At 51.0% G+C, this 13,628-nt stretch carries 12 protein-coding genes; 7 read left to right on the forward strand and 5 right to left on the reverse strand.

Features of this window, described 5'->3' with window-relative positions; translation table 11 throughout:
* Window positions 1–443: 443 nt before the first annotated feature.
* From rpmH to ACO0K2_RS05450, 7 genes are all read left to right on the forward strand, one after another.
* Window positions 444–578 (forward strand): 50S ribosomal protein L34, encoded by a 135-nt coding sequence (gene rpmH, locus ACO0K2_RS05420; protein WP_061535510.1) that lies wholly within the window; start codon window positions 444–446, stop codon window positions 576–578.
* 40 nt (window positions 579–618) lie between these two features.
* Window positions 619–1,029 (forward strand): ribonuclease P protein component, encoded by a 411-nt coding sequence (gene rnpA / locus ACO0K2_RS05425; protein ID WP_423016554.1) that lies wholly within the window; start codon window positions 619–621, stop codon window positions 1,027–1,029.
* Between the two features lies 1 nt (window position 1,030).
* Entirely contained in the window at window positions 1,031–1,330 is a 300-nt protein-coding gene (gene yidD / locus ACO0K2_RS05430; protein ID WP_423016556.1) for a membrane protein insertion efficiency factor YidD, read from the forward strand.
* A gap of 19 nt (window positions 1,331–1,349) precedes the next feature.
* The gene (yidC, locus tag ACO0K2_RS05435; RefSeq protein ID WP_423016558.1) at window positions 1,350–3,107 is read left to right on the forward strand and encodes a membrane protein insertase YidC; all 1,758 of its coding nucleotides are present in this window, start codon (window positions 1,350–1,352) and stop codon (window positions 3,105–3,107) included.
* Between the two features lie 168 nt (window positions 3,108–3,275).
* Entirely contained in the window at window positions 3,276–4,682 is a 1,407-nt protein-coding gene (mnmE, locus tag ACO0K2_RS05440) for a tRNA uridine-5-carboxymethylaminomethyl(34) synthesis GTPase MnmE (protein ID WP_423016560.1), read from the forward strand.
* A gap of 731 nt (window positions 4,683–5,413) precedes the next feature.
* Window positions 5,414–6,205 carry a class II glutamine amidotransferase gene (locus ACO0K2_RS05445; RefSeq protein WP_423016562.1) on the forward strand — a complete coding sequence of 264 codons (792 nt, stop codon included), beginning with the start codon at window positions 5,414–5,416 and terminating at the stop codon, window positions 6,203–6,205.
* Window positions 6,202–7,128: a LysR family transcriptional regulator gene (locus ACO0K2_RS05450; protein WP_423016564.1), complete on the forward strand. Its 927-nt coding sequence runs from the start codon at window positions 6,202–6,204 to the stop codon at window positions 7,126–7,128. Before ACO0K2_RS05445 ends, ACO0K2_RS05450 begins: the two co-directional genes overlap by 4 nt.
* 87 nt (window positions 7,129–7,215) lie before the next feature.
* Here the strand turns inward: ACO0K2_RS05450 and ACO0K2_RS05455 are convergent, their stop codons facing one another.
* The 5 genes from ACO0K2_RS05455 to ACO0K2_RS05475 all read right to left on the reverse strand — a co-directional run bounded on the left by ACO0K2_RS05455 (window position 7,216) and on the right by ACO0K2_RS05475 (window position 13,619).
* Window positions 7,216–8,364, reverse strand: coding sequence for a BMP family ABC transporter substrate-binding protein (locus ACO0K2_RS05455; protein WP_423016566.1), 1,149 nt, complete (start codon window positions 8,362–8,364; stop codon window positions 7,216–7,218).
* Between the two features lie 188 nt (window positions 8,365–8,552).
* On the reverse strand, window positions 8,553–9,464 hold the full coding sequence (locus ACO0K2_RS05460; RefSeq protein ID WP_423016568.1) for an ABC transporter permease: 912 nt from the start codon (window positions 9,462–9,464) through the stop codon (window positions 8,553–8,555).
* 5 nt (window positions 9,465–9,469) lie between these two features.
* Window positions 9,470–10,564 (reverse strand): ABC transporter permease, encoded by a 1,095-nt coding sequence (locus tag ACO0K2_RS05465; protein ID WP_423016570.1) that lies wholly within the window; start codon window positions 10,562–10,564, stop codon window positions 9,470–9,472.
* On the reverse strand, window positions 10,530–12,086 hold the full coding sequence (locus tag ACO0K2_RS05470) for an ABC transporter ATP-binding protein (RefSeq protein WP_423016572.1): 1,557 nt from the start codon (window positions 12,084–12,086) through the stop codon (window positions 10,530–10,532). The genes ACO0K2_RS05465 and ACO0K2_RS05470 overlap by 35 nt, the downstream gene beginning before the upstream one ends.
* Window positions 12,087–12,350: 264 nt before the next feature.
* Window positions 12,351–13,619, reverse strand: a complete 1,269-nt coding sequence (locus tag ACO0K2_RS05475; protein WP_423016574.1) for a glycerate kinase type-2 family protein — start codon at window positions 13,617–13,619, stop codon at window positions 12,351–12,353.
* Window positions 13,620–13,628 lie beyond the last annotated feature (9 nt).

Below are 13,628 nucleotides of genomic sequence, written 5' to 3' on the forward strand. Positions count from 1 at the left end.
GCGTGTTTGCAGACACCCCGATACTTTCTATGGTGAGATTCCAAATACCAAATAGGAGTCAATTTTGAAAGTTGCCATAAAGGCATAAACCGGTGCCGCGCTAATCCTCTATTTTAACCGCGACTGGGCGAGTTATCCACAGCCTTACATTAAATTTATTCCTTGCACTGCATCAGAGGCTGTAAACGGCTTTTGATTAATTTTTACGCTAAGTGATTGACACGTAAGGTAAAAATGGTGTCTAATTACGGGTTCCCTACCCTCTTTTATTGGATGGTGCATTGTTTGTGTTGGGTTTTACCGTTCAACACATGCGCAGTACAGTAATGCAGCAAGCCATGAGCAGCGGTTTTGGGGCAGTAAAGGTGAAAAGCCTGACGTAAATAACGCAAGCCTTTACCCGTAATTCCGATTTTTTTTATTGCTCAAATAGCGAGACCAACATGAAACGTACTTACCAACCTTCCGTCGTTCGCCGCAAGCGCACTCACGGTTTCCGCGCACGTATGGCAACCCGCGGTGGCCGCGCTGTACTGAATGCACGCCGTGCAAAAGGCCGTAAACGCCTGGCAGCTTGATTTTAAATTTTTGGTCTGCGGCAGCTTTCGCTGAAATCGCATGATCAATCTTTTAGCTGACCCAGTTCAGGCCGATGCAGGCGGTGCAGATTTTGCACGTGCCCGACGCATCATTAAAACGGATGAGTTTTCATCCGTTTTTCGTTTGCGCCCCGTGCAAAAAACGCCGCATTTCGTGCTCTACGCTAGGGCCAATGATCTGGCACATGCGCGTCTGGGCGTGGTGGCTGCTAAGCGCTTTGCGCCGCGCGCCGTCACGCGCAATACGATCAAGCGTGTCACACGTGAAATCTTTCGATGCGCTGCTTTACAGAACGTCGACTGCATCGTGCGTTTGTCGCGACCTGTCAACAGCAAAGATGGCCCAGCGACGACTGCCCAGCTCAAACGCGAGCTGCGGGCGGAAATCCTACGCCTGTTTGCCTCACCTGCCTGCAAAAAAGTGAGCTGACATGAAAACACTACTGCTCCTGTTGCTACGCTTTTATAAGTATGCAATCAGTCCTATGCTGGGGCAGAATTGTCGTTTTTATCCCAGTTGCTCTGAGTATGCCGCGCAGGCAATTGGCATGCATGGCGCAGCCAAAGGAAGTTATTTAGCAGGCAAACGCTTGTGTAAATGCCATCCTTGGCACCCTGGCGGTGTGGACCCTGTTCCGCCTGCTAGTGAAAAACAACCGATTGCCCCCACATCCGACCCATGCTGCCATGATCATCCTGGCAGCACTGGTCATTCCTCACACTTTTCCTGACATACACCAAATGGATAAAATGGATATCAAACGTACCGTCCTGTGGGTTATTTTTTCCATGTCGCTTTTGCTTCTGTGGGATAACTGGATGCGCCATAACGGCAAATCATCTATGTTTTTCCCTGCAGCAGCAACGCAACAAGTAAAAGATGCCAAGTCAACAACGGCGGCAACGGCACCGAACGCGGCAGTTTCTGCTGCGACATCTGCAACAGGCGCAGCACCAGCCAATGGCGATACAGCGGCCGTTGCGGTCAAAACCGAGCGTATTACGATCACGACGGATGTCATCAAGGCGGATATCGATACCTTGGGCGGCGAAGTAAAGCGTCTGGAATTGTTGCAATACAAAGATAATCCAAAGCCAGACCATTTCTATGAGCCGTTCCTCGAAGAGGTTGGCTTGCGTGCGAAACAGCAAAGCGACAAGAACGTCGTGTTGTTTGACGAAAGCAATGCGCGTACTTACCTCGCACAAACAGGCTTAGCAAATGCCGCTTATCCGAATCACAAGTCGGTGTTCGTTGCACAGCCTGGCAAACGTAGTTTGGATGGCAGTGATAGTGTGCAATTGGTGTTGGTCTCCGAACAAGGTGGCGTCAAACTGACCAAAACTTTCACCTTCAAAAAAGGGGATTACGCGATTGATGTGAAGCACACAGTGACCAATAACACTGCTGCGGCCATCACGCCAGAGCTGTATTTACAATTGATTCATGATGGTACCAAGCCAGCAGGCGGTTCCATGTTCTCAGGTCCATCTGAGTTCTACGCACCAGCGGTTTATACCGAATCAGAACACTTCCAGAAGCTGGAATTTGAAAAAATTCGCAAAGCAGAAGAAGAGCAGGTCGGTAGCAGCAACAATAATCACGCGAAGTCAGCAGACAATGGCTGGGTTGCAGTGATTCAACATTTCTTTGTATCCGCATTTGTACCGCAAGACAAAGGCATGATGCGTGAATTCCGTACTGAAAAAGTACGCGACAACATCTACGCCGTCAGCACAGTGTTGAAGTTGGGTGCGATTGCGCCAGGTGCAAGTAAAGCATCGGATGCAACGCTCTACACAGGTCCACAATCGACAGCGATTTTGGAAAAAATCGCACCAGGCCTTGAGCTGGTTAAAGACTACGGTTATTTGGCGATCATCGCTAAACCACTGTTTGGTTTGATGAGCTTCATCCACGGCTTGATCGGTAACTGGGGTTGGACGATTGTTGTCTTCACTATTTCGATCAAATTGGCCTTGTTCCCATTGTCTGCTGCAGGCTATCGCAGCATGGCAAAAATGAAAGTGGTCACACCGAAGATGCAAGCGGTGCGTGAGCGTTATAAAAACGATCCGCAAAAAATGAATCAGGCAATGATGGAGTTGTACAAAACGGAAAAAATCAACCCATTGGGTGGTTGCTTCCCGATTTTGATTCAGATGCCAGTGTTCTTGTCCCTGTACTGGGTACTGCAAGCCAGTGTTGAAATGCGCGGCGCACCATGGATGGGTTGGATTACCGATTTGACTTCGCCAGATCCGCTGTTCATTTTGCCAGTGATTTACGCGATCTCGATGTACATCACGACAAAGCTCAATCCAGCACCGGCTGATCCGATGCAAGCGAAGATGATGATGTTTATGCCATTGGCATTCTCCGTCATGTTCTTCTTCTTCCCATCAGGTCTGGTACTCTACTGGGTAGTGAACAACATTTTGTCGATTTGCCAGCAATGGGTTATCAATAACAAATTGATTCCGGCAGAGCATAAAGTGAAGGCATAAGCTTGAAGCGGGAACCACCCAGTTCCTGCATCAACCAAGTCAGAGCCCGCTGCGCGCGGGCTTTTTTTTTGAGAACGGTCCGGTCAGATAGCGAATTTGTCGCATTTTTGTCACAAGTATGCCCCGAATTCCCTCGGTCCAATGTGTAAGCAAAGTTAAAATTTCAGCATGATTTACGATCCTATCCCCATCGCAGCTATCGCCACCGCGCCCGGACGCGGCGGTATTGGTGTTGTCCGCATTTCTGGTAAAGATCTCGCACCAGTCATCACAGCCTTATTTGGTACGACACAGTTCAAACCACGCCATGCGACCTACCTTCCGTTTACCCAACAAGATGGCAGCGTGATCGATCAGGGGATCGCGATTTATTTCAAGGCGCCACATTCCTATACCGGTGAAGATGTCCTCGAGTTGCAAGGCCATGGCGGTCCCGTCGTCATGCAAATGTTATTAAGCCGTTGCCTCGAAGCAGGCAAAGAGGCTGGCTTGCGTCTGGCAGAACCGGGTGAATTTACGCAACGCGCATTTTTAAACGATAAACTCGATCTCGCGCAGGCCGAAGCCGTGTCAGATCTGATCGAAGCATCGACCGAAGCCGCCGCCAAATCGGCATCGCAATCCTTGTCTGGCGCATTCTCTCGGGTGATTCATGATCTAGTCGAGAAGGTCGTCAATTTACGTATGCTCGTCGAAGCGACACTGGATTTTCCGGAAGAAGAAATCGATTTTCTTGAAAAATCCAATGCGCGCGGTCAGTTGACGGTGATTCAAGCCGCCCTGCAAAAAGTATTTGAACAAGCTTCACAAGGTGCGTTATTACGGGCGGGTTTGAACGTTGTTTTGGCAGGTCAGCCGAATGTCGGTAAATCGTCTTTGCTCAATGCGCTGGCAGGCGATGATGTCGCCATCGTCACGCCCATCGCTGGGACCACCCGCGACAAGGTGACGGAAACCATTCATATCGAAGGCATTCCGCTCAATATTATCGACACCGCCGGCATCCGCCATGAGCACGATGATGTCGAACCGGGCGGCATCGTCAACGTTATCGATACCGTTGAACGCATCGGCATCGAGCGCACTTGGGCAGAAGTGGAAAAAGCCGATGTGATTCTGCACTTACTCGACGCCAGCCGCGGCCCAACACGCGCTGACGAGGCCATCGTGGCCCGCTTCCCGGACGGTGTCCCCGTGATCCGCGTCTGGAACAAAATTGACCTTTCCGGACATCACGCCAGCGTCGATCAAATGGACGACGCCACCCACATCTACCTCTCCGCGCAAGACCATATCGGTATTGATTTACTGCGCCAGGAGTTATTACGCATCGCAGGCTGGGAACAAACCGGCGAGTCCCTTTACCTCGCCCGCGAACGCCATCTGATCGCACTCAAACATGCTCACGAGCATCTGCAAAGCGCGGCAGAGTATGCTGCTCAGAATGATCAATTATTAGATTTATTCGCCGAAGAGCTGCGACTCACTCAAGACCGCTTGAACAGTATCACGGGAGAATTTACGTCCGATGATCTGCTCGGCGTGATTTTTTCGCGATTCTGCATCGGTAAATAAACGTCTTTTTCTTGAACGCGAAAATAGCCCTTGCGTTGTGATCGCGTATCTCCCCGCTAAAAGGCGCTCTCGCGCCACTGGACTCCCGCGTGCGCGGGAGTGACGGTTTACCTGTCGTTCTCCCTCACGCGTACACCATTTTTCACCCGTCATCCTTCTTCACGCGTACACAATTTTTCACCCGTCATCCTTCTTCACACGTACACCATTTTTAGCCCGTCATCCTCCGCGAAGGCGGGGGATCCAGTGCGCGACAGCGCTTTGATGCTGAGACGTATAACCGACCGACGGAAAGGCGCTCGCGCGCCCCTGGACTCCCGCGTGCGCGGGAGTGACGGTTTATCTGTCGTTCTCCCTCACGCGTACACCATTTTTCACCCGTCATCCTTCTTCACACGTACACCATTTTTAGCCCGTCATCCTCCGCGAAGGCGGGGGATCCAGTGCGCGACAGCGCTTTGATGCTGAGACGGATAACCGACCGACGGAAAGACGCTCGCGCGCCACTGGACTCCCGCCTGCGCGGGAGTGACGGTTTACCTTTTATCCTCCCTCACACCTACGCATTTTTCTCGTCCGTCATCCTCCGCGAAAGCGGAGGATCCAGTTACAACATCGAATCAACCAAACACCCCGCATCCCCAAGTACCACAAGGCAACGACGTAAAACTCTCCGCAAAACCCCGCTTGCGTATGGTAAGGTAGAAGGACTTATTTTTACGTTTTGCATCATGTGTCAATTACTTGGAATGAATTGCAACACCCCGACGGACATTGTGTTCAGTTTTACGGGGTTTTCAACGCGCGGCGGGCTGACTGACGAGCATAAGGATGGCTGGGGTATTGCTTTTTTTGAAGGCAGTGGCGTCCGTTTGTTTGTTGATCATCAACCTGCCGTCAGCTCACCGGTTGCCGATTTGATCAAAAGTTATCCGATTAAATCTAAAAACGTCATCGCGCATATTCGCAAAGCGACGCAGGGCGAAGTGATGTTAGAAAACTGCCATCCTTTTGTCCGTGAATGTTGGGGGCGATATTGGGTGTTTGCCCACAATGGTGATTTGAAACAGTTTGCCCCAGTGTTGAACGGCAGTTTTTTGCCGGTTGGAACGACGGACAGCGAACTGGCATTTTGTTATGTGTTGCAACAAATGCGCGCCCGTTTTGGTGAGGCCTTACCAGCGATGTCGGAATTGGAAGCGTTCATGCGTGACATCACCGCTGAAATTGCTGCGTTTGGCACCTTTAATATGATGTTGTCGAATGGTGAAGCCTTGTTCGCGCATTGCTCGACCAAGTTACATTACATCGTCAGACAACATCCGTTTCCGGTGGCGAACTTATCGGATGAACAAGTTAGCGTCGATTTCTCGACGGTCACCACGCCCAACGATAAAGTGGCAGTGATTGTGACTGAGCCATTGACCAATAATGAACAATGGACACAGTTCTCGGCGGGACAGCTCATCGTTTTTGTTGATGGTGATGTGATGACAAGCACGGCCTCGCTGGAGGCGGCATGAGTACACGGCAGATTGATCAGCTCGATACCAATTTACTGCGTGTGCTGCACACCTTGTTGACCGAGCGCAGTGTGACGCGTACAGCGATGAAACTGGGGCAGTCGCAACCAGCGATTAGCAATATGCTCAAACGCTTACGCGACATCACTGGGGATGCGATTCTGGTGCGTGGTAAAAACGGCATGACGGCAACGGCGCGAGGCGAAGAATTATTGCTGTTGGCACGTCAAGGATTGAGCGTGATGGAAAGCATTGCTAGTCCCGCACCGGCGTTTATTGCCGCGACCACGCAACGGGTGTTTCATTTGGGTGCGCCGGATTATTTGAGCGTGCTCTTGCTTCCGATGGTGATGGAAAAAGTGCGTGAACTTGCGCCCAATGCAGGGTTGGTGATTCATGCTTTAAATGCAGGATTTGATTACGCAGCGGCGCTTGAAACGGGTGAGCTGGATTGTGTGATCGGCAATTGGCCTGATTTACCTAATCATTTGCACATAGCGCAATTGTTTGAAGACGACGTGGTGTGTATGGTCAATCGCAAACATCCCGTGGTCGGTAAGGGATTGTCGCTCAAGTATTACCTCGAGATGTCGCACCTAGCACCAACGCCATACATGATGGGGCATCGCAGCATTATCGATGGCACGCTCGCAGAGCAGGGGTTGAAGCGTAAAATTCAGATGACTATTCCTTATTTTGGGATGGTGCCCTACGTCTTATCAACGACAGATTTGGTGTTCACGACCAGCCGTAGTTTTGCGGTGCAGTGTGCCAAAGACTGGCCGATCGAGATTTTACCGATGCCGATTCCGATGCCTAAAATGCGATTCTTTATGCTGTGGCATGAGCGTGTCCATGCGGCTGCGGATGTGCAATGGTTGCGTAAAATTGTGGCAGATGCCGCCGGTGCGGTGTTTGCGTAAAAACGTCGCCTGACATAAAAAAACCTCGCTGCTTCGAGATCGAAGCGCGAGGTTTTTAATTGTGGTGATGAGATCAAGCCGGATCGATTAGCCCGGTACTTTACCTTCTACACCTTCGACGTAGAATTTCACGTCGTGCAAGAATTTGTCATCGGCAACGACATCTTTGCCCAAGACTTCTTTACCTGTATTGTCTTTCAATGGACCTTTCCAGATCGGTGCTGTACCGTCGATCACACCTTGACGACGCTCTGCGATGAGTTTTTTAACGTCATCTGACAGGTTTGCGTTGAAGTACTTCAGGTCGATCATGTTTTCTTTCAGACCCCACCATGTAAAGCCAGACTTCCATTTGCCTTCCATGACATCGCTGATACGCTGGATGTAGTAACCGCTCCAGTCGATCGTTGACGCAGCAATGTGTGCTTTTGGACCGAATTTAGTCATGTCGCTATCCCAGCCGAATGCCAGCACATTTTTTTCTTCTGCCGTTTGAACCACAGCTGCGGAGTCAGTATTTTGCATCAAGACATCAACACCTTGACCAACCAAGGTTGTCGCTGCTTCACGCTCTTTGCCCGGATCAAACCATTTGTTTACCCAGACGACTTTGGTCGTTGCTTTTGGATTCACGGAGCGTGCACCCAGTTCAAAGGAGTTGATGTTACGCAGCACTTCTGGAATAGGTACTGAAGCGACAACACCCAGTTTGCCTGATTTGCTGAGCTTACCTGCCGCGACACCAGCCAAATAGGCACCTTCGTAAGTACGAACATCGTACTGTGCAAGGTTGTCTGCTGTTTTGTAGCCAGTAGCGTGTTCAAATTTGACGTCTGGGAAGTCTTTTGCGACTTTCAGCATTGCTTCCATGTAACCGAAAGACGTACCGAAAATCACTTTGTTACCTTGGGATGCCAAGTCACGGATGACGCGCTCTGCATCGGCAGCGCTTTCTGGAACGTTTTCAACAAACGTGGTTTTCACTTTGTCGCCGAATTTTGCTTCGACCAGCTTACGTGCTGAATCGTGCGCAAACGTCCAGCCTGCGTCACCGACAGGATCGACATAAATAAAGCCAACTTTCAACGGCTCAGTAGCACTTGCCGGTGCGGCAGCGGCGCTGGCGGGCGCTGCTGCTGCATCTGGTTTGGCTTCTTCTTTTTTACCGCATGCTGCAAGGCCGAGAACGGCCAGCGAGACGGCTGCTACCAGGGTTTTTCTACGGGAAATTTTCATTATCAGTTTCCTTCGGTGAACAAAAAAAATGGTCTTTCAATGGAGCTTTACTTACCTTGACATCATTTCACAGCACTTCAATTCGCTTGCCTTGTACGACGTAACACTCACACTCACACTAACACGAACGATCAACCAGACGCAGAACAAACAAGACGCATTGCCAGTGCGTCAGACCGCCAAACTGCCTAAGGGCGGAAAGGCTTGCCTAATGACGCCGGCATATTGAGGCGGATCCAATCCGGATTACGCGAAATCAGTACCAACACAATAATCGTTGCGACGTACGGTAGCATCGATAAAATTTGAGAAGGAATCGCGATACCGATGGATTGGAAATAAAATTGCAAAATCGTGACGCTGCCAAACAGCAATGCACCGAGCAAGACCCGTGCCGGGCGCCAAGTAGCGAAGGTCGTTAATGCCAAAGCGATCCATCCGCGTCCTGCTACCAGACCTTCCACCCACATCGGTGTGTAGACCACAGACAGGTAAGCACCAGCAATACCGCAGCACGCGCCGCTGAATAACAGTGATAGATAGCGAATCTTACGCACAGGGTAGCCAAGCGCATGGGCTGATTCGGGTGATTCACCGACAGCGCGCAAGATGAGTCCTGCACGAGTACGGTAGAGGAACCAGATGATGCCGCCACACAAGGTGAGACTGAAGTACACAGCCCAGTGTTGATCGAAAAATGCTTTACCGACAAATGGCAAATCAACCAGACCCGGAATCCCATGGCTGCCAGGTGTTAATGATTGTCCTACGAAAGCCTGCCCGATAAATGCCGATAAACCCGCACCAAAAATCGATAGCGCTAACCCTGTCGCAACCTGATTGGTTGCTAATACCAAGGCGAGCCACGCAAACAGGCTCGCCATAAGCATGCCTGCTACGGCACCAGCCAAAAAGCCAAGTGCAGGTACATGGGTCTGATGTGCCACCGCAAAGCCGACAATCGCGGCGACCAGCATCATGCCTTCTGCACCAAGATTGAGCACGCCTGCGCGTTCATTGATCAACAAACCGAGCGCGGCGATTAACAGCGGCGTTCCAGAATTAATAGAGGCGGCAATAAGAGCTGCGAAATTTTCCATGATGCTTATTTCTTCCAACGGAGGCGGTAGTTAATCAGGGTGTCGCAAGCCAGCAGCAGAAACAGCAACATACCTTGGAACAAACCAGTAATGGCAGAGGGCAAGCCCAGACGTGATTGGGCGAGTTCGCCGCCGAGGTAAAACAGCGACAACACCAACCCACCAAAAATACTGCCAATGGGATTCAGGCGACCAATAAACGCCACAATAATCGCTGCAAAACCATAACCAGGTGAGATCGACGGCAAGACCTGGCCAATCGGTCCAGTGACTTCAAATGCACCCGCCATTCCTGCAAAGCCACCCGAAATGAGTAACGATGTCCACAATGCCTTGCGACTAGAGAAACCAGCATAACGCGCTGCGAGTGGTGCGAGACCACCCACCGTTAAACGATAGCCAGCAAAACTGCGGTACACAAAAATAGCCATGATCACACTTGCTACCAGCATCACCACAAAGCCAACATGCAACCGACTGCCTGCGATCAGATGCGGCAACAGATATTCACTGGAGAAGGTTTTGGATTGCGGGAAGTTCATGCCGTTCGGGTCTTTGAGGGGACCATTGACTGCATACATCAACAAAAGTTGTGCGATGTAGGTCAGCATCAAGGAGACCAGAATTTCATTGGCGTGGAACTTGTCTTTCAACAAAGCCGTGATCGATGCCCACACGCTTCCTCCGATAACACCTGCTAATGTCGCCAGCACCAAGACAATGCTTGGTGCCAGTGTCGATGTGCCGTTATCAAAAAATAAGATGGTTGAACCTGCTGCCAGTCCTCCGGCAATCAACTGACCTTCGGCGCCGATATTCCAGACATTAGCGCGGTAGCAAACAGAGAGCCCCAGCGCGCATAAGACCAACGGCGTGGTTTTCATGAGCAGTTCGGCAATGGCAGATGCATTGCGGATCGGTTCAATGAGGAAGACTTCAAGACCCACAAGTGGATTTTTTCCAAGTGCCAAAAATACCAAACCACCAAAGAAAATCGTCAACAACAAGGCGAATACCGGTGACAAATACGCCATGCGAAGGGACGATGCCGGACGTAATTCAAGTTTAAGCATGGGCAACCTCGGCCTGGTCACTTGCATTGACGTTCCATAAACCACTCATCCACAATCCTATCTGTTCTCTGGTCGCTGCTTCCTTCGCAATCGAAGGCGACAGACGACCTTTGGCGATCACATGCATGCGATCGCATAATTCAAATAATTCGTCTAGTTCTTCTGAAATCACCATTACCGCGCATCCAGCTTGTTTGAGTTGACGGATTTCTGCATGAATTTGTGCTGCAGCACCAACGTCCACCCCCCACGTTGGTTGCGCCACGATGAAGACTTCGGGTTGGCGCATGATTTCGCGACCAACAATAAATTTCTGGAGATTGCCGCCAGACAAACTACGAGCGAGGGCAGCGGGGCCGGACGCTTTCACGCGGAAACGGCTGATAATGTCTGCGGCAGCCTGCATCGTATGTTTGAAATTGATCATGCCACGGCGGACAAACGGTGCTTTCTGTTGTGACAGCAGCATGTTGTCTGTCAGACTGAGTTCCGGCACCGCGCCACGACCGAGACGCTCTTCTGGCACCAGACTTTGGCCCAGATCACGGCGCGCATTGGGCCCACGATTGCCAACAGGCTGACCGTTTAAAGTAATCATGTTCGCTTCTGGACGTCGATCTTCACCAGACAAGGCTGCCAACAATTCTTGCTGACCGTTCCCGGAAACCCCGGCAATCCCGACGATCTCACCCGCACATAAATCCAGATGGATATTCTCAAGAGCAGTGGCAAAAGCGTGCGCTTTGGAGAGTGACAGATTTTTTATTTGTAAACGTGAAACACCCGGCGTTGTGTGTGTATCCGGTGTGTGCTGCGCAATCGTATCGCCAATCATCATGCGCGACAGACTCGCAGCGGTTTCTTGCGCAGGATCACAATGACCCGTCACTTTCCCCATCCGCATGACCGTCGCCGAATGGCACAGTTCGCGGATTTCATCGAGTTTGTGGCTGATGTACAAAATACTGCATCCCTCAGCCGCAATTTTGCGCAAGGTGACGAAGAGTTTTTGTACTGCTTGGGGAGTGAGAACCGATGTGGGTTCGTCGAGAATCAATAACTGAGGGTGGGTGAGAAGTGCGCGAACGATTTCAACGCGCTGTCGCTCCCCGACGGAGAGCGTATGCACATGGCGATGCGGTTCAAGCTCTAGGCCATAATTGGTGCCGGTTTGGCGAATTTGTTCCGCCAGTGCTGCCATATCGATGTCGGCATCGAGCCCCAGCGCAATATTTTCGGCGACCGTGAGTGTGTCAAACAAAGAGAAATGCTGAAATACCATCGAGATGCCGAGTTTGCGTGCATCTTGTGGGTTGGCGATGTTGATTTCTTGACCATTCCAATGGACGCGGCCCGCATCGGGTTTCACCGCGCCAAAAATGATTTTCATTAAGGTGGATTTGCCAGCGCCGTTTTCGCCCAACACCGCGTGGATTTCACCGGGGGCAACGCTGAGATTAACATGGTCGTTTGCCACTACCGATGGGTAGCTTTTACAAATATCAGCAAGTGCTAATCTGGGCAAGATCGGTGAAGCAGTAGAAGTCACGTGTACCTTTCCAACATGAATATAAGCGCCGCACGGTGAAGGGGGCGCTTGAAATAAGCCTGGGGGCAGCAGAAAAAACCTGATCCCTGAGGACAAGCTGGCCGCCTTTTTTATTTTTTAAAAAAACGTCAGCAGATCCTGGCAAGATGACCAGCATAAAAACAGCGACAACAAACTCAGGTTAGGGAGATTGATGCACTGACATCATCATGAAATAGGCATGTTGAGTATTCAGCCGCTATTATAAATCCCTCTGGGGTAGATCTACAAAACCAAAATAGCCCTGAAATCATTCACGTTGGTGCGAGTTGGTCCGGTGACAATTAAATCATCTAAGCATGAAAAAAACCCGTAACCATCGTTGTTTTCCAACATCAGTTTTGGGTATAAATGATTTTCTGCTGCGCGTTGGAGGGACGTTGGTTCGCAGATCGCACCGGCGTTGTCCTCAGATCCGTCAATGCCGTCGGTATCACAGGCGAGCGCATAGATGCCAGGATGTCCATTGAGCGCTAATGTCAGACTGAGTAAAAATTCAGCATTGCGTCCGCCGCGACCATTGCCCCGCACAGTGACGGTGGTTTCTCCGCCCGATAACACCACGCAAGGTCGTTGGAAAGGTTGTCCTTTTTGGGCGATTTGACGTGCCAAGGCGGCATGCATGAGGCCGATGTCTTTCGCTTCGCCTTCAATACCGTCAGACAGCACATGGGCATGGATACCAGCGGCACGCGCCGCACCGGCAGTAGCATCCAACGCATCTTGCGCGGTAGCGATGATGTGATGCGAATGGCGGGCAAAGCGCGGATCGGTCGCGTCTGGTGTTTCGCCGCGACCACTTTGCAGATGGTCGAGGACGTTGGGTGGTATTTCAATCGCATATTTTTGCAAAATAGCTAAGGCATCGGCGCACGTGCTGTCGTCTGGTAGCGTTGGGCCGCTGGCGATAATGCTTGGATCGTCACCCGGTACATCTGAAATCATTAAGGTGACGACACGGGCCGGTGCGCAGGCGAGTCCGAGGCGACCACCTTTGATCGCGGAGAGATGCTTACGAACGCAATTCATTTCATCAATAGCAGCACCACTGCGTAGGAGTGCTTTGTTTAATGCTTGTTTTTGTGCAAGCGTAATGCCTTCAGCGGGCAAGGCAAGAAGCGCCGAGCCGCCGCCCGAGATGAGGCACAGCACCACATCATCGGCACTGAGTCCTTGCACCATCTCCATAATCCGCTGCGCCGCTTGTTGTCCCGCGGCATCGGGGACGGGGTGTGCGGCTTCAATGACCTCGATCTTGTCACACGGTGCACCGTGACCATATCTGGTGACGACCAAGCCGGAGAGCGCTCCTTGCCAGTGTTTTTCTACTGTACTGGCCATTGCCGCCGCTGCTTTTCCTGCACCAATCACAATCGTACGACCTGTTGTGGGTGGTGTTGGTAAAAAAGCAGGCAGACACTTCTCTGCACTGACCGCATCCACCGCTGTTTGATATAAAGAAAGCAAAAAATCACGTGGGTTAGCGATGGTCATAGTGGCAGA

The sequence above is a fragment of the Undibacterium sp. MH2W genome (genome assembly GCF_049340215.1).
Classification (GTDB): Bacteria; Pseudomonadota; Gammaproteobacteria; order Burkholderiales; family Burkholderiaceae_D; genus Undibacterium.

Excerpts from the sequence above, each read along its gene's own strand:
- rpmH (WP_061535510.1), top strand. The coding sequence starts at position 444 with ATGAAACGTACTTACCAACCTTCCGTCGTTCGCCGCAAGCGCACTCAC.
- rnpA (WP_423016554.1), top strand. The coding sequence starts at position 619 with ATGATCAATCTTTTAGCTGACCCAGTTCAGGCCGATGCAGGCGGTGCA.
- yidD (WP_423016556.1), top strand. The coding sequence starts at position 1,031 with ATGAAAACACTACTGCTCCTGTTGCTACGCTTTTATAAGTATGCAATC.
- yidC (WP_423016558.1), top strand. The coding sequence starts at position 1,350 with ATGGATATCAAACGTACCGTCCTGTGGGTTATTTTTTCCATGTCGCTT.
- mnmE (WP_423016560.1), top strand. The coding sequence starts at position 3,276 with ATGATTTACGATCCTATCCCCATCGCAGCTATCGCCACCGCGCCCGGA.
- ACO0K2_RS05445 (WP_423016562.1), top strand. The coding sequence starts at position 5,414 with ATGTGTCAATTACTTGGAATGAATTGCAACACCCCGACGGACATTGTG.
- ACO0K2_RS05450 (WP_423016564.1), top strand. The coding sequence starts at position 6,202 with ATGAGTACACGGCAGATTGATCAGCTCGATACCAATTTACTGCGTGTG.
- ACO0K2_RS05455 (WP_423016566.1), bottom strand. The coding sequence starts at position 8,364 with ATGAAAATTTCCCGTAGAAAAACCCTGGTAGCAGCCGTCTCGCTGGCC.
- ACO0K2_RS05460 (WP_423016568.1), bottom strand. The coding sequence starts at position 9,464 with ATGGAAAATTTCGCAGCTCTTATTGCCGCCTCTATTAATTCTGGAACG.
- ACO0K2_RS05465 (WP_423016570.1), bottom strand. The coding sequence starts at position 10,564 with ATGCAAGTGACCAGGCCGAGGTTGCCCATGCTTAAACTTGAATTACGT.
- ACO0K2_RS05475 (WP_423016574.1), bottom strand. The coding sequence starts at position 13,619 with ATGACCATCGCTAACCCACGTGATTTTTTGCTTTCTTTATATCAAACA.